General features: G+C 72.7%; 16 protein-coding genes. 9 read left to right on the forward strand and 7 right to left on the reverse strand.

Features of this window, described 5'->3' with window-relative positions; all coding sequences use genetic code 11:
* Nucleotides 1-285 precede the first annotated feature (285 nt).
* Entirely contained in the window at nucleotides 286-3,741 is a 3,456-nt protein-coding gene (locus ACZ3ZD_RS03755) for an NACHT domain-containing protein (protein ID WP_467393064.1), read from the forward strand.
* A 60-nt stretch (nucleotides 3,742-3,801) separates the two neighbouring features.
* On the opposite strand, the gene ACZ3ZD_RS03760 is transcribed toward ACZ3ZD_RS03755, so the two are convergent.
* Both ACZ3ZD_RS03760 and ACZ3ZD_RS03765 read right to left on the reverse strand, forming a co-directional pair.
* Nucleotides 3,802-4,422: a ribonuclease FAU-1 family protein gene (locus ACZ3ZD_RS03760; RefSeq protein WP_467393066.1), complete on the reverse strand. Its 621-nt coding sequence runs from the start codon at nucleotides 4,420-4,422 to the stop codon at nucleotides 3,802-3,804.
* The gene (locus ACZ3ZD_RS03765) at nucleotides 4,419-5,639 is read right to left on the reverse strand and encodes a serpin family protein (RefSeq protein WP_467393068.1); all 1,221 of its coding nucleotides are present in this window, start codon (nucleotides 5,637-5,639) and stop codon (nucleotides 4,419-4,421) included. Before ACZ3ZD_RS03765 ends, ACZ3ZD_RS03760 begins: the two co-directional genes overlap by 4 nt.
* A 225-nt stretch (nucleotides 5,640-5,864) precedes the next feature.
* Between ACZ3ZD_RS03765 and ACZ3ZD_RS03770 the strand changes: the two genes are divergently transcribed.
* The 5 genes from ACZ3ZD_RS03770 to ACZ3ZD_RS03790 all read left to right on the forward strand — a co-directional run bounded on the left by ACZ3ZD_RS03770 (nucleotide 5,865) and on the right by ACZ3ZD_RS03790 (nucleotide 11,408).
* Nucleotides 5,865-6,617, forward strand: coding sequence for a GntR family transcriptional regulator (locus ACZ3ZD_RS03770; RefSeq protein WP_467393070.1), 753 nt, complete (start codon nucleotides 5,865-5,867; stop codon nucleotides 6,615-6,617).
* A gap of 398 nt (nucleotides 6,618-7,015) precedes the next feature.
* A complete protein-coding gene (locus tag ACZ3ZD_RS03775) occupies nucleotides 7,016-7,207 on the forward strand; it encodes an SPOR domain-containing protein (RefSeq protein ID WP_030649874.1) in 192 nt (63 codons plus the stop codon).
* 30 nt (nucleotides 7,208-7,237) lie between these two features.
* Nucleotides 7,238-7,666 carry a (deoxy)nucleoside triphosphate pyrophosphohydrolase gene (locus tag ACZ3ZD_RS03780; protein ID WP_467393072.1) on the forward strand — a complete coding sequence of 143 codons (429 nt, stop codon included), beginning with the start codon at nucleotides 7,238-7,240 and terminating at the stop codon, nucleotides 7,664-7,666.
* Between the two features lie 407 nt (nucleotides 7,667-8,073).
* Nucleotides 8,074-8,535: an ATP-binding protein gene (locus ACZ3ZD_RS03785; RefSeq protein ID WP_467393074.1), complete on the forward strand. Its 462-nt coding sequence runs from the start codon at nucleotides 8,074-8,076 to the stop codon at nucleotides 8,533-8,535.
* Nucleotides 8,536-8,807: 272 nt separating this feature from the next.
* Complete coding sequence (locus tag ACZ3ZD_RS03790) at nucleotides 8,808-11,408, forward strand: SpoIIE family protein phosphatase (protein WP_467393076.1); 2,601 nt, start codon at nucleotides 8,808-8,810, stop codon at nucleotides 11,406-11,408.
* A gap of 11 nt (nucleotides 11,409-11,419) precedes the next feature.
* Here ACZ3ZD_RS03790 and ACZ3ZD_RS03795 read toward each other — a convergent pair whose 3' ends face one another.
* On the reverse strand, nucleotides 11,420-12,976 hold the full coding sequence (locus tag ACZ3ZD_RS03795; protein WP_467393078.1) for a hypothetical protein: 1,557 nt from the start codon (nucleotides 12,974-12,976) through the stop codon (nucleotides 11,420-11,422).
* Nucleotides 12,977-13,056: 80 nt separating this feature from the next.
* On the opposite strand from ACZ3ZD_RS03795, the gene ACZ3ZD_RS03800 reads away from it, so the two are divergent.
* On the forward strand, nucleotides 13,057-14,085 hold the full coding sequence (locus ACZ3ZD_RS03800) for a phosphotransferase family protein (RefSeq protein WP_467393080.1): 1,029 nt from the start codon (nucleotides 13,057-13,059) through the stop codon (nucleotides 14,083-14,085).
* Here ACZ3ZD_RS03800 and ACZ3ZD_RS03805 read toward each other — a convergent pair.
* Genes ACZ3ZD_RS03805 through ACZ3ZD_RS03820 form a run of 4 tightly spaced genes read right to left on the reverse strand, consistent with a single transcriptional unit; the run spans nucleotide 14,042 to nucleotide 17,939 of the window.
* Nucleotides 14,042-14,836, reverse strand: a complete 795-nt coding sequence (locus ACZ3ZD_RS03805; protein ID WP_467393082.1) for a succinate dehydrogenase/fumarate reductase iron-sulfur subunit — start codon at nucleotides 14,834-14,836, stop codon at nucleotides 14,042-14,044. The two genes, ACZ3ZD_RS03800 and ACZ3ZD_RS03805, sit on opposite strands and share 44 nt — an antisense overlap.
* Nucleotides 14,833-16,782 (reverse strand): fumarate reductase/succinate dehydrogenase flavoprotein subunit, encoded by a 1,950-nt coding sequence (locus tag ACZ3ZD_RS03810; protein WP_467393084.1) that lies wholly within the window; start codon nucleotides 16,780-16,782, stop codon nucleotides 14,833-14,835. The genes ACZ3ZD_RS03805 and ACZ3ZD_RS03810 overlap by 4 nt, the downstream gene beginning before the upstream one ends.
* A gap of 16 nt (nucleotides 16,783-16,798) precedes the next feature.
* Nucleotides 16,799-17,620, reverse strand: a complete 822-nt coding sequence (locus tag ACZ3ZD_RS03815; RefSeq protein ID WP_467393086.1) for a hypothetical protein — start codon at nucleotides 17,618-17,620, stop codon at nucleotides 16,799-16,801.
* 28 nt (nucleotides 17,621-17,648) lie between these two features.
* Nucleotides 17,649-17,939: a hypothetical protein gene (locus tag ACZ3ZD_RS03820; RefSeq protein ID WP_467393088.1), complete on the reverse strand. Its 291-nt coding sequence runs from the start codon at nucleotides 17,937-17,939 to the stop codon at nucleotides 17,649-17,651.
* Between the two features lie 314 nt (nucleotides 17,940-18,253).
* Between ACZ3ZD_RS03820 and ACZ3ZD_RS03825 the strand changes: the two genes are divergently transcribed.
* Both ACZ3ZD_RS03825 and typA read left to right on the forward strand, forming a co-directional pair.
* Nucleotides 18,254-20,557 (forward strand): ABC transporter family substrate-binding protein, encoded by a 2,304-nt coding sequence (locus tag ACZ3ZD_RS03825; protein WP_467393090.1) that lies wholly within the window; start codon nucleotides 18,254-18,256, stop codon nucleotides 20,555-20,557.
* A 132-nt stretch (nucleotides 20,558-20,689) separates the two neighbouring features.
* Entirely contained in the window at nucleotides 20,690-22,606 is a 1,917-nt protein-coding gene (typA, locus tag ACZ3ZD_RS03830; RefSeq protein WP_467393092.1) for a translational GTPase TypA, read from the forward strand.
* Nucleotides 22,607-23,034 lie beyond the last annotated feature (428 nt).

Genomic DNA, 23,034 nt, shown 5'->3' on the forward strand with positions numbered 1-23,034 from the left:
CCACCACCGTGCCGATCCGGCAAGCACCAGGAGGACCGTGAGCAGCCACCCGTACCCGCCCGCCGAGGCCGCAGCCGCATTCCCCGTACCGACCATGGGGACCGTTCTCCTTCTGTCGTCGAGTTGGTTTCCGGCCGTCGAACCGGTGACGCCAACTCTCCGCGTCCGCCCGAATTTCCGTCTAGCGTGGGGAAACGGAGGGGAAACCGATCACGGAGCGAGGGGGAGGGCATGGGCGGCGGAAGGCCCGTCACGACCGGCCGAGCGCGACCCGAACTTCGCGAATTGGCGGAATGGTTCCGTGCGGCCCTGCGCACCGCCGGGTACGACACCGTCCACGCCTTCCTCTCCGCGCGTGGTTCGGATCATCGGGTGCCCGGCAAGAACACGGTCTACGAGATCGTCGGTGCTCGTCGGCTTCACGAGTTGTCCACCAACGAGCAGTTCGCCGAGGCTCTGGGACTGCCACGGCAGGCGGTCGCCGACGTCTGGGGCCGTGCACGGTTCGCGCTGGAGCGCCGGAAGCTCGCCGTCCGGCGGTCCGAGCCCGGCCCTGTCCCCGTTGAATGGCCCGACATCCCGCTGCCCGACGCCTGGCTCGAGGACCTGCTCGGCAGCCAGGCGGAGGCCGCTGAGCAGTTCCCGTACGACCTGCTGGGCGTACGCAAACCCCCGTTGTCCCACATCCACATCGAGCAGGATCTCCAGCCGCTCTCCGAGAACGCCGCACGGCACGCGCCGCACGCCACGGGCCCCGCACCGACCCTGGCCGCGGCCTTGTCCGCTCACGACCACCTGTTCGTCACCGGTGGTCCGGGCGCGGGCAAGACCACTCTCGGCCGCCATCTGGTCCGGCAGCTCGCCCGCTACTGGCTGCGCGAGGAGAGGGCGGAGGATCCCTGGTGTCAGGAGGCGGTAGTCCCCCTGGGGGTCACGGCGACCGACCTGCGGACCCGCCGTGCCTTCCACCAGCAGCTCAGTGACGCCGCCGACCGCGCCGGAACGCTGCGCAGCGCCGTTCCAGCCGATCGATTCGCTGTAAGGCCGCACGGGGCGCGCTGGCTGGTGATCGTCGACGGCCTTGACGAGGTCGCTTCGCCGGACGAGCGGCAGCTGATCCTCAAGAACCTTGCCCGGGAGATCAGGCCGCACGGTGTCCTCCGGCTGCTGATCACGTCCCGGCCGCTTCCACAGGACGAGCTGACGCCCCTGCGGGACCTGCCGTCCATGGGTTTCTACACCCTCACCGGTTTCGACTCCGCGCAGCAGTCGGCCTTCGCCCGGCGCTGGTTCGCCGCCCAGGGAGCCGATGATCCGGCCGCCGAAGCCCGTACCTTCCTGGAGGAGGTCGGGCACGCCGGTCTCGGTGAGGTGCTGCAGGTGCCGCTGCTGACGACCATCGCCGCCGCGCACCGCAGCCGGAATCCCGGCGCGCCGCTGCCGCGCGGACGGGTCGCACTCTACGAGCAGTTTCTCGCCGACGTCGCCAGTGCCCGGGAGAGCGCGGACGAGGTGGACAAGGGGTTCCGGGCCCGCTGGGAGCGACGTGGCCAGGGACGGCTGGCCGAGTGGCTGCTGGACCACCGGGATCACCTGGTGGCTCATCTGGCGGAGGTCCGCACCGCGAGCGCCTCCGCTTCTCTGCTGGACGCCGCTGTGCGGTGGCTGGACACGGAGTTGCCCGGGGAGCTGGCCTGGCCGGCCGTGGCCCGCGATGAACTGGGGCAGTTCCTCGGGCAGAGCGGGGCCCTCGTCCACGACCACGGTGAGCTGTCCTTCCTGCACCTGTCGTTCGCGGAGTTCCTTGCCGCGAGGGAGGAGGCCGCCCGCATCCCGGCGGATTTCCCGGACCTCGACGACTGGGCCGGTGATATCCGCAGCCCGTCCTCCCGGAACCGGGTGCTGTTCACCTTCGCCCTGTGGGCCCGGCGCCCGGGACACGACGTGACCCTGCTCGTACGGCATCTGCTGGCCGGCGACCTGGACCACCGGATCATGGCGCTGAGGCTGATCACCTCCGGCGTACGGCTGGGGGAGGCGCTGGAGGAGGCGGTCATCGAGCGGGTGGCCGACCTCGGGCGGGATTCCGACGACCTGGACCGGTACCGCGGCCGTGGCCGCCAGGTGCTGCGGGAGCTGTCCCAGTTACGGGGGAACCATCGCCTGGCGGCCAGACTGCGGAGGATCGCGGAGGCCGACGGACTCGACGTCTCCTTGCGCGTCGGCGCGGCCGCGGCGTACGCGGAGGTTGCCTCGCTTCCCAAGGGGGTCGCGCTGCTCCAGGACCTCGCACGGCGGCTCCCGGAGGACGGTGCCCTGGACTGCTGCCGGGAGCTGGCCGCGCTCGACCCCGTCGATACGGATTTCCGGGCCAGGCTGCTGTCGGACGTGCTCGCTCTGCCGACAGCTTCCACCTGGCACCGCCTGACGGCTGCGGAGGAACTCGCCGCACTGGGGCGTACCGAAGGACTGGCGGAGTTCGTGTGCTCCGTCCTGGCCGGCAACGAGGAGAACGGCGGAACCCTGACGCGAGCCGGGCAGTTCTGGTACCGACTGGAGGGACCGTCGGCCGCGCCGCGAGTCAAGGCGGCGGTAGCGGCTCGTACCCGTACCCGGGAGTGGGCCAAGGCCGCCTTGGCGCAGGTGCTGTTCCTCTTCGGGTTGGTCGAAGAGGCGCTCCCGCTCCTGGCGTACACCATCGAGTACAGCACGGACAGCGACTCCATCGACGATGTGGTGCACAGCTGGCTCGACCGAGAGGGGGCGAAGGCCGCCGACGGCTTGGTCGAGTTGCTGCGCGGGTACCAGGTGTGGAACTCGGACGAACGCCCGAGCATCGCCATCGACCTGGCCGAGGCCGGGCATCCGCGCCAGGCGGCGGAAGTGGTCCGGCTCAGCCTCGACGATCCGGACCCCGAACTTCGGCGCAACCTCGGACTGGAGGCCATGGCGCTCATCCGGTCCCTCGGCCCGTCGTGCGCCGGGGAGGTCCTCAGATGGCTGGACCGGCGCCGGGCGGACGCGAACTCCTACGTCATCGCGCTGCGGGACCTGGCAGAAGCCGGCGCTGACGCGGGCGGCCTGCTGCCCCTGGCCCGACGTCTGCTCCGTCATCCGGGCAGTGGACACGGAGGCTTCGTCTCGGCCGCCCGTGTCCTGTTCCGGCTCGCCACGGAGGACGCCTGCACAGAGGTGCTCGCCGCCCTGCGCGACCACCCGTACGGCGGCCCTGCTCTGCGGGCCGCGCTGCTGCCCCTGCTCGCCGAGTACGGTGAGGCGACGGCCGTACGGGTGCTGGGCCAGGAGCTTCTGGCAGATCCTGGTCTGGTCGGCCCCGAACTGGAGGCCGTGGTCAAGGCATGGCTGGCGGTGGAAGGCCGGGAGGCGGCGTCCGACATCGTGGGCCGGATCCAAGCCGCGGTGCGTCTGACGGCTGACCAGCATGTGTCCCTCGCACGGCTGCTGACTGCCAAAGGTCTCCCGGAGGCGGCGACCACCCTGTGGTGCCGGGTGGTCACGGCTCCCGAGGCCGGTGTCGACACCCGTTGGCGGGCCGCGCAGGAGCTGCTCGCTTCCGGCGGCGCCGCTCACGCCGAACAGGCCCTGCGCACCGCACTGACGGCCCCGCGGGACGCGGACGAGGCTCTGCTGCTGCGTCGCCTGCTGGCCTGGGTGCGGCCACCCGCAGGCCAGGCATGGGAGGGCACCGCCGGGTGGTCGAGTGCGCCATCGCGTGGCTGAGCGGTTTCCGCCGCCCCGCACCGCGGCCTGGACAGACCGTCGATGATCTCGGCCACCGCTTCAATCCGTAGCGGGCGGCCCCGCCTCCACCGACGTCATGGGCACGCGGTCCGGGACGGGCCAGGCGGGGTCCGGGCGCCATCGGGACCAGGCCGGGTCCCACCAGGGCTCGCCCCGGTCGAGAGCGTGCGCCAGTCCTTGGGCCGCCTCGCGTATGCGCTCGGCCTCGCCCTCGGCGAAGCCGCCCGTCTCCGCCCGGCTCTCGAAGTGTTCGACGTCCTTCCAGCGGTAGGGGCCGCCGTCGCCGGGCACCCAGATGTCGAGTTCCAGGTCGAGGGTGTCGATGCCGAGCGTCGTCCTGCGAAACGGCCGCTGGAAGTTGACGTACCAGTCGTGCCGGGAACGGTCCTCGCTCCAGAAGACCCAGACCGCGTACGGATCGCCGGGCCGCTGCAACTGGAGCACCCCGGGCGACTGCCAGGTGTCCGCGATGGCCTGCCACGGGTGCGGCCCCCACGAGAAGGGGCCCGGACCGAACGTCATGGGCGTGCCCTGCGCCAGGTACACCGCCAGCAGGTCCTCGCTGTCCTCCACCACGCGCACGGGGTAGGTGATCCAGGGCCTGCCGTCCAGTGGTTCGCGGCGCACGATGACCTGGCCGGGGGCGAAGCGTTCGGTCATGTCCGTACCGTGGGCGGGTGCGGTGCCGGTTCGGTGATCCAGCCCGCCGCCAGGATCAGGCGGGACTCGCGGTCGGTGGCGAGGAAGGCGAAGGGGCGGTCGAAGGTGACGCGGACGACAGTCGTCTCGTACCGGTACCGCGGGGCCGCGCCGGCCGGTACCGGCATGAGCGCCGTCACCGCCGACGCCCGGAAGCCGAGCGCGCCGAACTGGGCCACGGCCGACTGGCGGGCCTCCCCGACGGCCAGCGGGTACGGGCTCACGCCGGGGAAGTGGGCGGCGTCGTTGTCCGTCGCCGCGGTGAGGCCGAAGAGGCCCGGCAGGGCGAGCAGGTCGTGGTCGGCCCGCACCTCGTACGCCACCGTCGTCACGTCGAGCGTCCTCGGCTCCGGCTCGGCGGCCGGCTGCTGCTCCACATGCAGACCGGGGCCCACGTGCCCGTGCGGCAGCGCACCGCCCGCGGTCAGCGGCAGGGCGCGCTCCACGACCCCCACACCGGCCGCCAGCACCTGACCCGGTGTCATGCGCTCCTCGCCGAGCACCAGGTGGACGGCGACGCCGTTGTCCCCGGGCACCGTCAGCGCGGTGACGAAGCCGTCCGGGGTGCCCGCCACCCCCACCCGGTCCGGGCGCACACTGCGCCGGTGCAGGCCGCGCAGGGTGCGGCCCCGCCAGGGGCCGGCGTCGGGCCGCAGCGGCCGCTCGGTGAAGGGCTGCCGCCACTCGGTGCGCAGCGCGAGGGCGGTGGCCAGCACCATCCGCGCGTCCCGGGTCAGCGTCACCGGCATGCGCTCGACCAGCCCGCCGGTCCGCTCGGCCGCCCAGGTGTCGAGGCGCTCCTGCGCGGTGACGAGGTCGTCCCCGAAGACCCCGTGGGTGCCGGCGGGCAGTCCGGCCCGCCACTCCTCGCGCAGGGCCAGCCCGTGGTACGTCCACAGGCCGAGCGCCGCGTCCAGGCCGGACAGTGGCGCGAGCCCCGCGAGCAGCTCCCGTGCGGCACCGGCCGCCCGCTCGGCCGGCACGCCCAGGGCGCCGGCCAGTTCCGCGCGCGCCGGCCCGGCCGCGCCGTCGGCGAGGAAGGCCAGCAACGGCCACACGCCCGGCGCCGAGAACACCGTGCCCTCGCGTAAGTTCTGCGCCCACCGCGCGGTGAGTCCGTTGACCGCGCGGACGGCCGTGCCGCCCACCCGGCCGTCCGGCCCGGTCTCCACCCGCATTCCGCCCCCCCGCTGTGCGTGCCGCTCCCCGTCCCCCATCCAACGCTCGGGCGTCCTCCCGGAGTTCCCGGGGTGTGAGCAGCCCTATACGGGGGAGAAAGTGCCTGGGTAAAGCCCTCACCGGCGCTTTGTCATCACATCGAGTGATTCTCTGGCCTTTGCTTGCATCGCACAACCCACGGTTGCCACGCTGTTGCTGTCTGTACAACCTGATGGGAGCGGCCAGTGACTTTCGGTGAGCAGCCGGCGTACCTGCGCGTCGCGGGTGATCTCCGCAAGAAGATCGTCGACGGTTCGCTCCCGCCCCACACCCGCCTCCCGTCACAGGCCCGCATTCGCGAGGAGTACGGCGTCTCGGACACCGTCGCCCTGGAGGCCCGCAAGGTCCTGATGGCCGAGGGGCTGGTCGAGGGCCGCTCCGGCTCGGGGACCTATGTGCGCGAGCGGCCCGTGCCGCGCCGGGTGGCCCGCTCCGGGTACCGGCCGGCGGGCGGCGCCACGCCCTTCCGGCAGGAGCAGGCCGACGCCTCGGTGCGCGGCACCTGGGAGTCCAGCAGCGAGCAGGCCGAGGCCGGCGCGGCCATCGCCGAGCGGCTCGCGATCCCGGCCGGCGACCGGGTGATGCGCACCAAGTACCTCTTCCGGGAGGCCGGCGAGCCGATGATGCTCTCCACCTCCTGGGAACCCCTCGCCGTCACCGGCCGCACCCCGGTGATGCTGCCCGAGGAGGGCCCGCTCGGAGGGATGGGCGTGGTCGAGCGGATGCGGGCGATCGACGTCATCGTGGACAACGTCACCGAGGAGGTCGGCGCCCGCCCCGGCCTCGCCGAGGAGCTGCACCTGCTCGGTGGCGTCCCCGGGCACGTGGTCGTGGTCGTCCAGCGCACCTACTTCGCCTCCGGCCGCCCGGTGGAGACCGCCGACGTCGTCATCCCGGCCGACCGCTACCGGGTCGCCTATCACCTGCCGGTGAAGTAACCGCCCCTGGTGAAGTAACCGCCCCTGGTCCTCGGTGAGTGCTTCGCGCGCCCTTCTGCGTGAGGTAGCGCACACCGTGGTGCGCCGTCCTCCGCCGTCCGGCTCTGTCCGCCTTCTCCTCGTACCGCCGTAATCCGGCCGTTCTCGCAGGTGGCCACGGGTGGTCCTGGCATGCCCACGACCCCGGGCGGGGGAGTGCGTGACGGCGCATTCGGCCCGTGCGCCCCCGGCGTTCTGGCTGGTTGCGTACCTCTTTGTGAAAAGCCGTATTCGCAGCGTGAAGGTTGGGCGTACGCTCGGGCATATGCGGATTGCGGTTTCCTTAGGCGGGGCGCGGCGGGGGCCCCGGAGTGGGGGAGGGCGGGGCGGTGCGAGAAGGAACGCGGGCGGTGGGGGCCATGAGTGAGGGCACGGTCTCCCTTCCCTGGATCGTGATACGGCAGGACGACAACGGCAATCGCTACCGGGTCGGCCGCTACGCGACCCGCGCGGAGGCGCAGAAGATCGCCGACAGCCTCGACGACCGGGGGCACAAGCAGCTGTACTGGGTCGAGCGCATCGGTCAGAACGGGGACGGCACCCAGAACTGACCGCGCGCGGGCTCCCGTAGGCTCCGGTCCATGACGCGCATGACACCCGGGGCGGAACGGATCGTGGTGGTGGGAGCCGCCCTGCTCGACGGCGGACGGCTGCTCGCCGCGCGCCGCAGTGCCCCCGCCGACCTGGCCGGACGCTGGGAACTGCCCGGCGGCAAGGTCGAGGCGGGGGAGCGGCCCGAGGACGCCCTGGTGCGCGAACTGCGCGAGGAACTGGGCGTCGACGCCGAGCCGGTCGGACGGGTGCCGGGGCAGTGGCCGCTGCGGACGCCGTACGTCCTCCAGGTGTGGACCGCCCGCCTGCGCCCCGGCTCGGCCCGGCCGACCCCCCTCCAGGACCACGACGACCTGCGCTGGCTGACCCCGGACGAGGTGTGGGACGTACCGTGGCTGGCCCAGGACGTACCGGCCGTGCGCGAGGTGACCGCCCACTGGGCCGCGGGGCCGCGCTGAATCTCCAGGCGCACGCCACCCCTCACACCCACCGGCCGCACGCACCCCGCCCCTCGCAGGTCGGCCGCCCGCACCCCGCCCCACACCGGTCGGCCGCACGCACTCCGCCCCTCGCAGGTCGGTCGCACGCCCCGCCCCCCCGGCCGGTAGGCCGCACGCCCCCCCCACCCCACGCCAGTCGACCCCACGCCCCCGCCCCCCCGCAGGTCACCCGCCCGCCCCGCGCTAGTCGGCCCCACGCCCCCGCCCCTCGCCAGTCGCCCGCACGCATCCCACCTCGCGCCCGCCGCGCGCCTACCCGCCCCTCGAGCGCACCGCCCCTCACCCGTGCGCGTCCGTTCGCCGCCGTTCGTGGAGGAGTGCGCCAATGCGCCCTCTCCCGGGGTACTGGGGCCCGGATTTCGGGTATGTGCCCATTAACCCCACGAAATCGGACATCGGTGGGTTTGCTGGCCTGGGAAGTGATCGGCGTGATCGACCCCGATGGCGACTGCGCCGAGTGGTCCTTTCCCGCGGAACCGGGCGCCGTGCGCAGCGCTCGCGCGGCGGTCCGCGGCCAGTTGCACGGCTGGGGCCTCGACTGCCTCGCCGATCTCTCCGCCCTGCTGGTGAGCGAACTGGTCACCAACTCCCTGCGGCACGCCACCGGCCCCATCGGCGTACGGCTGGTCCGCCCCGCCGAGCCCGCCGGCACCCTGCGCGTGGAGGTCTCCGACCCGCTGCCCGACCCGCCGCGGGAGCGCGTCGCGCGGCCCGAGGACGAGAGCGGACGCGGCCTCCAGCTGGTCGCGGGCTCCTCGCGGCGCTGGGGCACCCGGCCCGGCGCGGGCGGAAAGACCGTCTGGTTCGAACTGGCCGTACCGGGGTGACGCGGCGGCAGCCGCAGGGGCACGGGGGTGTACAGCCGGCGGCGTGCCGCCCATCGTGCGCGCCGGGGGCGCACGCGGTCCGGCGATGGGTGGTTCGGCGGCGTGTTCCCTGGTTAGAAGAGTGGAAGTGTTGTCACGGACCGGTCCGAAAACCGCCTGGACCGAGCTGTGATCGTGAACACCGTGTCGTGCGGCGCCGTAGTGCTGGATACTGCGGGCAGCCGCCCCCGGTGACCGGTGCCGGGCGCGGTGAGCTGGAGGGGACGGTTCGCGTGAGCGAGATACCAGCGAAGGCCACGGAGTCCGAGGACCCGTCGGACGGCGCGAGGAGGCAGGCCGCGGGCGCTTCCGCGGTGCCCGGTGACGCCATGTGGCAGAGCAGTCCGCCCGGTTCGATCTATGACTACATCAAGGTCGCGTCCTTCTCCATCGGTCCCGGCGGACTGGTCGAGCAGTGGAGCCTGCGCGCCGAGCAGCTCTTCGGGATCCCCGCCGAACGCGCCGTCGGCATGGACCCGATAGAGGCTTTCATCGATCCCGACCTGCGCGAGCGCGGCCAGCGGAAGATGGCCGAAATCCTCGACGGGCGGGAGTGGACCGGGGTAGTGCCGTTCCGGATGCCGGACGGAGCGGACGGCGGCCGCGGGGAGGAGGGCCTGGCCGAGGTCTACGTCATGCCGACGCGCACCGCCGAGGGCGAGAACGCCGCTGTCTGTATCGTCGTGGACGTCCGCACACTGCGCAGCATCGAGACCGACCTCGCCGCCTCCCAGGCGATTTTCGGCCAATCCCCTTTCGGGTTCCTGCTGATCGACATCGACCTGCGGGTCCGCCGCGCGAACATGCGGTTCGCCTCCATCTTCGGCGGAACCCCGGACGACCACCGGGGCAAGGAGGTCCACGACTACCTGCCGCGCGGTGAGGCCGAGCGGGTCTCGGCCACCCTGCGGCGGGTGCTGGAGTCCGGCGAGTCCATCACCGACATGCACGTCACCGGGTTCGTCCCGGGCTCGGAGGAGCGCCGGCACTGGTCCGTCAACCTCTACCGCGTGCACAGCGGCAGCGGCCGGCCCATCGGCATCGCCTGGCTCGGCACCGACATCACCGCCCGCCGGGCCGCCGCCCGCGAGGCCGCCGCCGCCCGGCGCAACCTCGCGCTGCTCAACGAGGCCGGCGCCCGCATAGGCAACTCCCTGGACCTGGAGACCACGGCCCGCGAACTCCTCGACGTGGTCGTGCCCGGTTTCTGCGACCTGGCCACCGTCGACCTCTACCAGGGCCTGCTGGCCGGCGACGAGACCCCGCCCGGCCTCGCCGACGGCAGCGCCGAACTGCGCCGCGTCGCCTTCGCCAGCGCCGTCTCCGGCGCCCCGTTCAGCGCCCCCTTCAGCGGCTCCGGCAAGCCCGTCGAGGTCGGCGCGGTCCACCACTTCCCGTTCAACTCGCCCTGCGCGGACGCCCTGCGCACCGCCCGGCCGCAGCACGTGCCCGCCGAGGAGGGCGGGCTCGTGCAGTCCACGCTGGCCGTGCCGATGGTCGCCCACGACACGGTGGTCGGACTCGCGCAGTTCGCCCGGACGAAGGGCAGCGAGCCGTTCGGCGAGCGCGACCGGGAGCTCGCGGTCGAGCTGGCCGCCCGGGCCGCCGTCTGTATCGACAACGCGCGCCTGTACCGCCGGGAACACGAACGCGCGCTGATACTGCAGCGGTCCCTGCTGCCGCCCGGCGACCCCGAGGCCTCCGGCCTGGACATCGCCTGCCGCTACCTGCCGGGCAACGCGGCGACGGAGGTGGGCGGCGACTGGTTCGACGTCATCGAACTGCCCGGCCACCGCACGGCGTTGGTCGTCGGGGACGTCATGGGCCGGGGACTGCGCGCGGCCGTCGCGATGGGCGAACTGCGCACCGCCGTACGCACGCTGGCCCTGCTGGACCTGGAACCGGCCGAAGTCCTCTCGGCGCTGGACGAGATCGCGCGCGGCCTCGGCACGCCCGGCGGGGTCCAGCAGGCCACCCGCACCGCCCGCCAGCCCCGGGACGCCGACCTCTCCGAGGTGTACCTGGCGACCTGCGTGTACGCCGTGTACGACTCCGTCACCAGGCGCTGTACGTTCGCCAACGCCGGCCATCTGCCACCGGTCCTGGTGGAGCCCGGCGAGGCGGCGCTGATGCTGGACGTGCCGCCCGGCATGCCGCTCGGCGTGGGGGGCGAGCCGTTCGAGGAGGTGGAGGTCGAACTCCCCGAGGGCGCACTGCTCGCGCTGTACACCGACGGTCTGGTCGAGTCCCGCGACCACCCGCTGGACGAGGGCCTCCAGGCGTTCGTGGGCGCGCTCACCGACCCCAGCCGGCCCCTGGAGGACGTCTGCGACCACGTCCTCAACACCCTCGACACCCACCACGGCGAGGACGACATCGCCCTGCTCATGGCCCGCGTGCAGGGGCTGCCCGCCGAGTCCGTCGGCGACTGGACGCTGCCGCGCGAGCCGCGCAGTGTGGGCCGTGCCCGGGAGTACGCCCGCGCACAGCTGCTCTCCTGGGACCTGGAGCCGCTGGTCGACACCGCGGAGCTGCTGGTCAGCGAGCTGGTGACGAACGCGCTGCGGTACGGCGAGGGGGAGATCAGGCTCCGGCTGCTGCTGGACCGCACCCTGGTCTGCGAGGTCTGGGACGCCGGCCTGGTCCAGCCCCGGCGCCGGCGCGCCCGGGACACCGACGAGGGCGGCCGGGGCCTGCAACTGGTCGGTCTGCTCAGCGCGGCCTGGGGCTCCCGGCGCACCCCCCGCGGCAAGACGGTGTGGTTCGAACTGCCCCTGCCGGGCGGCGAGGGCACCCTCACCGACCCGGCGGAGGCCCTGCTGAGCCTGTTCTGACCCGGGCCGCGTCACGCGTGGTGGCGGGCGCGGGTCTGGGGGCCGCCGTAGGCGACCGGGGTCTCGGCGTCCGGGTTTTCGGCGTCCGGGGTCTCGGTGAGGACGATGCCGCCGAGGACGGCGCCGGCCAGACCGGCCGCGGCCGGCTCGGAACCGAAGTACGGGGTGCCGTACGCCCGTACGTCCCGCTCGGCCAGCTCCCGCGCCTCCCCGGCCATCGCGTCGGCCCGGGCGGTGTTCCCCGCGCCCACCTCCCGTACCGCCTCCGCCAGCCGGGCCCGGGCCGGGGTGCCCACGGCACCGCGGTGCACGGCGATGAACTCCTCCGCCCCGTCGACGCGCGTGCGCGCCACCAGCAGCGCCGCGGTGACCAGCACGCCCGGGCCTGTCCCGTCCGGCCGTTGGACGGCCCGGGTGATCCGGCGCAGCGCGTCCAGCGGATCGTACGGCCCGCCCGTCAGCTCCTCGCGGACCGCCGCCAGCACCATGTCGGCCTGCGCCGACCCCGCGCGCGTCCCGGTTCCGTCCGTGCCGCCCCGCCCCGCCGCCAGCTCCGCCTCCGCGCCGGTCAGCGCCGCCGGTACCAGTGCGGCCGCCTCCCGCAGCCGCGCCGCGAGCCGCTCCACGCCGGTCACCAGCACCCCCGCCTGGACCACCGCCCCCTCACCGGCCCGCAACCGCCGCACCGCCCGCTGACGGTCGCCCGCGTCGGCGGCCTGGCGGGCCTCGTTGAGCCGTGCGGTGGCGAACAGCAGCCGGTCCTTGGCCTGTTCGACGTACCCGGCGACGGGCCCGCAGGCCGAGGGCGCGTACCGCTCCCGGAGCGCCGCCAGCTCCTCCTGGGCGGTCACCGCCCGCGCCGCCAGTTCCCGGAACCGCTCCTCGGCCACCGCCAGCGCCGCCGCCACCCCCCGGTCGCCGCCCTCCTCCGTGTCCAGCCCGCGCAGCCGGTCCAGCGCCGCCGCCTCGGCGTCCAGCCGGCGCCCGGCCTCCGCGCAGCGGCCGATGACCCCGACCAGCGCCTGGCGCCGGGCGTCCGCCTCCCGCGGTACGCCCTCCTCGTACCGCCGCCAGATTGCGAACGCCGCCGCCAGCTCGGTCCCGGCGGCCCGCAGCGCGTGCGTGAACGGCTCGGTCGGCTTCTCCCCGAACAGCTTCCGCACCAGCGCCAGTTCCTCCCCGGCGGCCCGTACGCAGTCGTCGGCCAGCCGCAGTGCCGCCCGCGCCTGACGCTCGGAGTCGGCCGGGCTGGGCACGGGCGGCTGGGTGGAGACGGCCCCCGGGGTGGTCCGGGTCCGGGCCCGGCGGGTGCGCCGCAGCCAGCCGTATCCGGCCAGGGCCACGGCCACCACCCCGGCGACGAGCGGCAGCACCAGGTCGGCGGTCGACGTCCCGCCCTGCTGCGCGGCGGCCGAGGCCACGGCGACCGGTTCACGGGCCTCGGCCGCCGGCACCGCGAGCATCAGCCATCCGGCTCCCACGGGGGCACCCAGCACGGCACGCGCCACCCGCACCCGCAGGCGCGCGCCGGCGCGCCGGGGTCGGCCCCGGTCCAGGGAGAAGGTCACATTTCGGAGCGTATGGGCAGGTAGGCTGCACCGCGAGCGGGACGGGGACGGGTGGGGGAGCAGGCGGACAGGGGGGCGGGATGGACACGAACCGGCCGGGTGAGCGCACGGTGGAGCGGCGGAAACCCGCCCGCACCCACCTCACCCGCGACGACCTCACGCCCCTCGCCCGCGAGGCCCTCGGCCGTGCCCCCACCGCCGTCACCCGGCTGCGCGGCGGCTCCAGGAAGGGCGTCTACCGGCTCGCCCTCGACGACGGCACGACCGCGATCGCGTACGTCTGGTCCCCCGAGGAGGACTACTGGGACGGGCCCCGGCCCGACCCCCGCGACACCTTCTCGCCCGCCTCCGGCATCGGCCTGTTCCTGGCGGCCCACCACCGCCTCACCGCGCTCGGCGTACGCGTCCCGCGGCTGCTGTGCGCCGACGAGGACGCCGTCCACCTGCCCGGGCCCGCAGCGATCGTGGAGGACGTCCGGGGCGGCAGCCTGGAGCAGTTGCTGCGCGACGACCCCGCCGCGGCCCGGGTGCCACTGGCGCGACTGGCCGGGACGCTCGACACCCTGCGGGAGTACACGGCCGCCGGGCACGGCAGGGCCGCCCTGGTGGAGCGGGGCGGGACGGCGTACGGCGACTCCCCCGAGCAGGTCGTCGCCGACCGGGCGGTCCGGGACGTCGAGGCCGTCGCCGACCGGGACCCCCGGGTGCGGGCGGTGCGCCGGGCGCTGACGGAACGGGTGCGGGAGCTGCGGGCCGCCGTCGCCCCGCGCACCCGCACCTGCCTCGTGCACGGCGAGCTCGGCCCGGACCACGTCCTGGTGACCCCGGGCGGCGACCCGGCGCTCATCGACATCGAGGGGCTGATGTACTTCGACGCCGAGTGGGAGCACGTCTTCCTCGAACTCCGCTTCGGACCCGCCTACGACACGCTGCGCACCGCCGGTCTCGATCCGGAGCGTGGGGCGCTGTACCGGCTGGCGATGCACCTCGGGCTGGTCGCCGGGCCGCTGCGGCTGCTCGACGGGGACTTCCCGCACCGGGAGGCCATGCGGGGGATCGCGGAGTTCAATCTTCGGCGGGTGCTCGGTCTGCTGCGGACCGCCTCCTGATCTTCGAGCCCAGCCACACCAGCGGGTCGTACTTGCGGTCGACCGCCCGTTCCTTCAACGGGATCAGCGCGTTGTCGGTGATCCTGATGCCCTCGGGGCAGACCTCCGTGCAGCACTTGGTGATGTTGCAGTAGCCGAGGCCGTGCTCGTCCTGGGCGGTGCGTTTGCGGTCGAGCCCGGTCTCGGCCGCCGCGTCCAGCGGGTGCATGTCCAGCTCCGCGACCCGCATGAGGAAGCGCGGCCCGGCGAACGCCCGCTTGTTCTCCTCGTGGTCGCGCACCACGTGGCAGGTGTCCTGGCACAGGAAGCACTCGATGCACTTGCGGAACTCCTGCGAGCGGTCCACGTCCTCCTGCATCATGCGGTACTCGCCGGGACCCAGGCCGGCGGGCGGCACGAACGCCGGGACCTCCCGTGCCTTCTGGTAGTTGAAGCCGACGTCCGTCACCAGGTCCCGGATCACCGGGAAGGCGCGCAGCGGGGTGATCGTGATCGTCTCCGCCCGGTCGAAGACCGACATGCGGGTCATGCACATCAGCCGCGGGCGGCCGTTGATCTCCGCCGAGCACGAACCGCACTTGCCCGCCTTGCAGTTCCAGCGCACGGCCAGGTCGGGCGCCTGGGTGGCCTGGAGGCGGTGGACGATGTCCAGGACCACCTCGCCGTCGTTCACCTCGACCGTGAAGTCTCTCAGGCCGCCGCCCTGTTCGTCGCCCCGCCACACCTTGAAGCGGGCCTCGTAGCTGCTCACTCGTACAGCTCCTCTTCGGCGAGGTACTTGACCAGCTCCTCCTTCTCGAAGAGGGCGAGCAGGTCCGGGCGGATGGGGGCGGTGGTCTCGCGGGTCAGGCGAATCTGGCCCCGGGAGGGGTCGGTCGCGGCGAGGCCGCCGGAGGGGTCGGCGAGGGTGCACAGCAGGTTCACGTTGCGCCAGGCCCGGTCCATCGCCGGGTGGTCCTCGCGGGTGTGCCCGCCGCGCGACTCGGTGCGCTCCAGCGCGGCCCGGGCCACGCACTCGCTGACCAGCAGCATGTTCCTGAGGTCGAGGGCGAGATGCCAGCCGGGGTTGAACTGGCGGTGGCCCTCCACACCGGCCCGCCGGGCGCGGGCCCGCAGCTCGGCCAGCTTGTGCAGGGCCTGCTCCATCTCCGCCTCGCGGCGGATGATGCCGACCAGGTCGTTCATGGTCTGCTGGAGTTCCTGGTGCAGGGTGTACGGGTTCTCCGGCGGGCCCGCCGCGCCGGCGCCCGCCGCCTTCGCCTCCGCCTCCGCGGAGAAGGGCCGCAGGGCCTCCGCCGCGGCCGTGTCGACCTGGGTGTCGTCCACCGCCGGCCGCAGGGCGGTCAGCCCCTGCGCGTACTCGGCCGCGTGCCGGCCGGCGCGGCGGCCGAAGACCAGCAGGTCGGACAGCGAGTTGCCGCCGAGCCGGTTGGAGCCGTGCATGCCGCCGGCGACCTCGCCGGCCGCGTACAGCCCCGGCACCCCGCGGGCCGCCGCCGTGTCGGAGTCGACCGCGATGCCGCCCATGACGTAGTGGCAGGTCGGGCCGACCTCCATCGCCTCGGCCGTGATGTCGACGTCCGCCAGCTCCTTGAACTGGTGGTACATGGACGGCAGCCGGCGCCGGATCACCTCGGCGGGCATCCGGGTCGACACGTCCAGGAACACTCCGCCGTGCGGCGAGCCCCGGCCCGCCTTGACCTCGGCGTTGATCGCGCGGGCCACCTCGTCGCGGGGGAGCAGCTCCGGTGGACGCCGGTTGTGGTCCGGGTCCTCGTACCACCGGTCGGCCTCCTCCTCGGACTCGGCGTACTTGTCCTTGAAGACGTCCGGGACGTAGTCGAACATGAACCGCTTGCCCTCGGAGTTGCGCAGCACCCCGCCGTCCCCGCGCACCGACTCGGTGACGAGGATGCCCTTGACCGACGGCGGCCAGACCATGCCGGTCGGGTGGAACTGCACGAACTCCATGTTCAGCAGCGGCGCGCCGGCCAGCAGCGCCAGCGCGTGGCCGTCGCCCGTGTACTCCCAGGAGTTCGACGTGACCTTGAAGGACTTGCCGATGCCGCCGGTGGCGACGACCACGGCGGGGGCCTCGAAGACCAGGAAGCGCCCGGTCTCCCGCTCGTAGGCGAAGACCCCCGAGACACGCTGCCCGTCCTTGAGGATCCTGGTGACCGTGCACTCCTGGAAGACCCTCAGCCGGGACTCGTAGTCACCGGTCTCCCGGAAGTCCTCCTGCTGGAGGGAGACGATCTTCTGCTGGAGGGTGCGGATCAGCTCCAGGCCGGTGCGGTCGCCCACGTGCGCCAGCCGCGGGTACTCGTGGCCGCCGAAGTTGCGCTGCGAGATCCGGCCGTCCTTCGTACGGTCGAACAGCGCGCCCCAGGTCTCCAGCTCCCACACCCGGTCCGGGGCCTCCTGCGCGTGCAGCTCGGCCATACGCCACTGGTTGAGGAACTTGCCGCCGCGCAGGGTGTCGCGGAAGTGCACCTGCCAGTTGTCGTGCTCGTTGGCGTTGGCCATCGCGGCCGCGATGCCGCCCTCGGCCATCACGGTGTGCGCCTTGCCGAACAGCGACTTGCAGATCACCGCCGTACGGGCGCCCCGCTCGCGCGCCTCGATCGCGGCCCGCAGCCCGGCGCCGCCGGCCCCGACCACGACGACGTCCCACTCCTGCCGGTCGACCACGGACATCAGAAGGCCTCACTCATCAGAAGAATCTCGGATCGTCGAAGACCCCGGACGCGACGAGGTAGACGTAGAAGTCGGCGAGCGCCACGCTCAGCAGCGACGCCCACGCCAGCTGCATGTGGCGGGCGTTGAGCCTGCCCACGAACCGCCACGCCCGGTAGCGCACCGGGTGTTTCGAGAAGTGCTTGAGCTTGCCGCCGACGATGTGCCGGCAGGAGTGGCAGGAGAGGGTGTACGCCCAGATCAGCACGATGTTGGCCAGGAAGACCAACGTGCCGAGCCCCATGTGGCCCCAGCGGTAGTGCGTGTCCCGGAAGGACAGCACGGTGTCGTAGGTCAGCACGCCGGCCACCAGCAGGGCGGCGTAGAAGAAGTACCGGTGGAGGTTCTGCAGGACCAGCGGGAAGCGGGTCTCCCCGCTGTACGCGCGGTGCGGCTCGGCCACCGCGCAGGCGGGCGGCGAGGCCCAGAAGGCGCGGTAGTACGCCTTGCGGTAGTAGTAGCAGGTCAGCCGGAAGCCGAGCGGGAAGATCAGGATGATGACGGCCGGGGAGATGCCCCACCAGCCGCCGAAGAGGTCGGCGTTGGGGCCGGCGCGCATGGTCCGGCAGTTCTCCGCCAGGCACGGCGAGTAGAACGGCGAGACGTACGGCGCCGCGTAGTAGTGGGTGTTGGCGAAGGCCCGCCAGGTGGAGTAGACGACGAACGCGAGCAGGCCGGCCGCGGTGACGGCGGGCGCCAGCCACCAGCGGTCGGTCCGCAGGTGCGGGGCGGCGATCGCGGCGCGCGTCCCGGTGCGCACGCCACCGCTGTTCTGTTGGGGTTCCGTACCAGTGGCCAAGTCAGGACTCCGGTCGGGTAGGGGTGGGTCAGGGGGCGCGGCGGTCGCGGGCGCCCAGTCCCTCGTCGTCCGTGTCCGTCCACAGGCTGATGTCGTAGGGCGTGTCGGAGATGGTGACGAAGTCGGGCCGGCGCTGTGCGTCCGGGGTGGCGGCTGCCTCCCGCAGCAGTGCCACGCTCTCGCGCAGGTGGTCGGCGTCCAGCCGGACCCGGCGTATCTCCAGGCCTGAGCTGCCGAGCTGGTGTTCCAGGCGGCCGAGCGACCGGTGGAGGTCGTCGAGGCAGCGCTGTACGGCGGTGAGGTCGTCGTGCACGGACATGTCTTGCCCTCGCTTCCGCGGGTCCGGCGGGCCATGGGCGGCAACGTTCATGCGCCTTGGAGTGTTGCGCCTCCCGCCCGCCGCTGTGAAGGGATGTGCAGCGATTGGCCGGGGCGTGCGGGTGCATCGCCCGGTGTGTTGCGCCGCACGGGTGGGGTTACCGGCCGTTGCCGCCGTGTCGCCCACCGTTGCCGGATCCTTTCCTCTTCAGTGGCCGCATAGATCTGATCAGCTCCATATACCGCCGAACGTGATCAGCTCCATATCCCGACAAATGCGAGCATAAGGCCCGTGGCTTCCCGGAGGTAGCAGAGATGTCCTACGACGGTGTCGGGCAGCGCCCCGAAGCGGTGCGAGGAACTGCGCGGGCCACGGCGCAGCCGCGGCCGCACGACGGCACCGCGTGCCGGCCCGGCCGGCGGCACCTGCGGCGCGCCCTCGCCTTCCTGAGCGTGGGCGCGCTGGCCGTACCGCTGCTCGCAGGCTGCGCCGACGAGGACGAGGCCAGTGCCCCGCTCGCCCCGCAGGACGTCGCCCCGGTCGCCCGGGACCTGGTCGCCGACGGCGGCACCATGAAGTGGGCCGTGGACGCCGTACCGGAGACCCTGAACACCTTCCAGGCCGACGCCGACGCCGGCACCACCCGGGTCGCCCAGGCCGTGCTGCCGTCCATGTTCCGGCTGGACGCGGCCGGGCGGCCGGTGGCCGACCCCGCCTACCTGGAGTCGGCCAAGGTCATCGAGACCGAGCCGCGCCAGGTGGTGCTGTACAAGCTGAACCAGCAGGCCGTGTGGAGCGACGGCCGGGAGATCGGCGCCGCCGACTTCGCCGCCCAGTGGCGCGCCCTGTCCGGGAGGAACAGCGCCTACTGGACCGCCCGCAACGCCGGCTACGACCGGATCGCCAAGATCGAGCGCGGCGCCAACGACCTCCAGGTCCGGGTCACCTTCTCCCGCCCCTACGCCGACTGGCGATCGCTGTTCTCCCCGCTGTACCCCAAGGACGTCATGGGCACCCCGGACGCCTTCAACGACGGCGCCCGCCGCAAGCTGAAGGTCACCGCCGGGCCCTTCAAGGTCGAGAAGGTCGACACCGCCAAGAAGGACGTCGTCCTCACCCGCAACCCGCGCTGGTGGGGCAGGCCCGCCAAGCTCAACGAGATCGTGCTGCACGCCGTCTCCCGCGACAAGCGGGCCGTCGCGCTCGCCGACGGCAGTGTGGACCTCGCCGACGTCGATCCCGCGGACGCGCAGCGGATCGGCCTGGCGAACCGGGAGAAGGGCACGTCCACCCCGCTCCAGGGCGCCGGCGGCAAGACGGGCGTGAAGAAGCTGCGGGTCTGGGCGCTCGCCCACGGCTTCGACTCCGACCAGGTGCACGCCGGCCAGAAGAAGCTCCGCAAGGCCATCACCCGCTACCTGGAGCGTCAGCAGGCGCTGCGGGGCGTCGAGGTCCGTAAGTCCCTGGAGCCCGCCTACACCCAGCTCGCCCTCAACGGCGCCACCGGCCCGCTCGCCGACGAACGGGTCCGCCGGGCCGTCGCCCGCGCCCTGGACCGCGTGGAGCTGGCCCGGCTGGTGCTCACCCCGCTGGGACTGCCCGCCGTCCCGGTCGGCAGCCACCTCGCGCTGGCCGGACAGGCCGACTACGCCGACGGCAGCGGCGCGATCGGCGGCCAGGACACGGGCGAGGCGCAGGCGCTGCTCGCCGACGCCGGCTGGGTGCGCGGCGGCCCGCTCAAGGAGCAGAAGAAGGGCGAGAAGGCGGCCGGCCCCGAGCACGGCGGCGGGCACGACGGCGAGGACGTGTCGAACGGCGGCAAGGACGGCGAGTACATCGTCGGGGAGGACGACGGCAAGGGCCACGGCGACGGGCCGGCCGGCGACCAGGGCGGTGCGGACGGCGACGGCAAGGCCGGGCGGCACGCGTCGGCCGACGACCGGCGCGAGCACGGCGACCAGCACCTCGCGCAGGAGGGCAAGCACGGGGGCGCGCCCGGCGCGTACGCCCCGAAGGGCACGGCCGCCCCGGCCGCCGCGCCGGCCGGGCCGCTCGCCAAGGACGGCAAGCCGCTCGCGCTGCGTTTCGTCCTGCCCTCCGGGCCCGGCTCGGAGACCCTGAACTCGGTCGCCGAGCGGATCTCGGCGATGCTGGAGCAGGTCGGCATCCGGACCACGATCACCAAGGTCTCGGACGAGAGCTACTTCAAGGACCACATCGCCGCCGGCGACTACGACCTCGCCCTGTACTCCTGGCCGGCCTCCGCCTTCCCGGCGACCGACGCCCGGCCGGTCTACGCCAAGCCGGTCGTGGCGGCGGACGGCTCGGTCAACGTCGAGCAGAACTACACCCGGGTCGGCACCGACCAGGTCGACCAGCTCTTCGACCAGGCCGCGACCACGCTGGACGAGGACGAGGCACGCGACCTGATCCGGAAGGCCGATTCCCGGATCTGGGCGGCGGCGGGATCCATCCCGCTGTACCAGCGGCCTGAGCTGGTGGGAGTACGGAAAACCCTGGTCAACACGGGTGCGTTCGGGTTCCAGACCCCGGTCTACGAGGACATGGGGTTCCTGAAGAAGGGGGCCAAGGTGCCGCCCGCGCCGCGCAAGGGCTAGCGGCCCGGCGAGCCCCCGCGGAAAAGGCCACGTACCATGGGGTGAGGCCGTGGCGTGTCCAGCCCGGCAGGGCCCGCGCGACACAGTCGTACGCGCAGGGCGATCCTCACACTTCCGGGAGTACGGCAGCTTATGACTGCGTCGTCAACGCGTCACGACATCCGCAACGTCGCCATCGTCGCTCACGTCGACCACGGCAAGACCACCATCGTCGACGGCATGCTCAAGCAGGCCGGCGCGTTCGCGGCCCACCAGCTCGACTCGGTCGACGACCGCATGATGGACTCGAACGACCTGGAGCGTGAGAAGGGCATCACGATCCTCGCCAAGAACACGGCGGTGAAGTACCACCCCAAGGACGGCGGGGACCCGATCACGATCAACATCATCGACACCCCCGGCCACGCCGACTTCGGCGGCGAGGTCGAGCGCGGTCTGTCGATGGTCGACGGTGTCGTGCTGCTGGTGGACGCCTCCGAGGGCCCGCTGCCGCAGACCCGGTTCGTGCTGCGCAAGGCGCTCCAGCAGCGTCTGCCCGTCATCCTCTGCATCAACAAGACGGACCGCCCGGACTCCCGGATCGACGAGGTCGTCAACGAGACGTACGACCTCTTCCTCGACCTGGACGCGGACGAGGAGCAGATCGAGTTCCCGATCGTCTACGCCTGCGGCCGTGACGGCATCGCCTCGCTGACCAAGCCGGACAACGGCACGGTCCCGTCCGACAGCGACAGCCTGGAGCCGTTCTTCTCCACCATCCTGGAGCACATCCCGGCCCCGACCTACGACGAGGACGCGCCGCTCCAGGCCCACGTCACCAACCTGGACGCCGACAACTTCCTCGGCCGTATCGCGCTGCTCCGCGTCGAGCAGGGCGAGCTGCGCAAGGGCCAGACGGTGGCCTGGATCAAGCGCGACGGCTCCGTGCAGAACGTCCGCATCTCCGAGCTGATGATGACCGAGGCGCTCACCCGCAAGCCGGCCGAGAAGGCGGGCCCGGGTGACATCTGCGCGGTCGCCGGTATCCCGGACATCATGATCGGCGAGACGCTGGCCGACCCGGAGAACCCGATCCCGCTGCCGCTGATCACGGTGGACGAGCCGGCGATCTCCATGGTGATCGGTACGAACACCTCGCCGCTGGTCGGCCGGGGCGGCACCGGCAAGGGCGCGGACGCCAAGACGGCCGTGAAGGACCGCAAGGTCACCGCCCGCCAGGTCAAGGACCGCCTGGACCGCGAGCTGATCGGTAACGTCTCCCTGCGGGTGCTGGAGACCGAGCGGCCGGACGCCTGGGAGGTGCAGGGCCGTGGTGAGCTGGCGCTCGCCATCCTGGTCGAGACCATGCGCCGGGAGGGTTACGAGCTGACGGTCGGCAAGCCGCAGGTCGTCACCAAGGAGGTCGACGGCAAGGTCTACGAGCCGGTCGAGCGCATGACGATCGACGTGCCCGAGGAGCACATGGGCGCGGTCACGCAGCTCATGGGCGTCCGCAAGGGCCGCATGGACAACATGTCCAACCACGGCTCCGGCTGGGTCCGCATGGAGTTCGTCGTGCCGTCCCGCGGTCTGATCGGCTTCCGTACCGAGTTCCTGACCCAGACCCGCGGCACCGGTATCGCGCACTCCATCCACGAGGGCCACGAGCCCTGGTTCGGCACGCTGCAGACCCGGAACAACGGCTCCCTGGTCGCCGACCGCTCCGGTGCCGTCACCGCGTTCGCGATGACGAACCTGCAGGAGCGCGGCGTGCTCTTCGTGGAGCCCGGCACCGAGGTGTACGAGGGCATGATCGTCGGCGAGAACTCCCGCGCCGACGACATGGACGTCAACATCACCAAGGAGAAGAAGCTCACCAACATGCGGTCCTCGACGGCCGATGTGACCGAGTCGATCGTGCCGCCGCGCAAGCTGTCGCTGGAGCAGTCCCTGGAGTTCTGCCGTGACGACGAGTGCGTCGAGGTGACCCCGGAGGCCGTTCGCATCCGCAAGGTCAACCTCGACCAGAGGGAGCGGGCCCGCGCCGCGAGCCGCGCCAAGCACGGCTGATCCTCCGGCACTTGAGCCCGGGTGTCCCCCACGGTGGGGGCATCCGGGCTTTTTGCAACCCGTTTTCGGGAGCGTCATGTCCGGCTTGCGGAGATCGTTGCCCGATACCCATGTAACACGTCCGTTTCGCGCCTTCTTCCGGCGAACAGTTTGTCCAGATTTTGGAAGGACTGGGCGCGAGCTGTGACTGAATTGAGATCTACCGGCAGTGGTCGGTGGTCGACCCATGGCAGATAGTTAGCAGCGCTCGGGTCAATGGGTCACGCGCTGTGGGGACAGCGCCGACTCGCGAGCACCAGGGGGTGTCCCACCCTCCGTCAGGGGTGTCGGAGGGTGGACGGAAACCCCCTCTCGTTGGTGAACACGCGGAGTCATGAGGAGGGAACCCCAGTAACCACGCGCGTCCGACTGCGGTCACGCGCGTCCTC

The organism is Streptomyces sp. NPDC023481 (genome assembly GCF_055560195.1).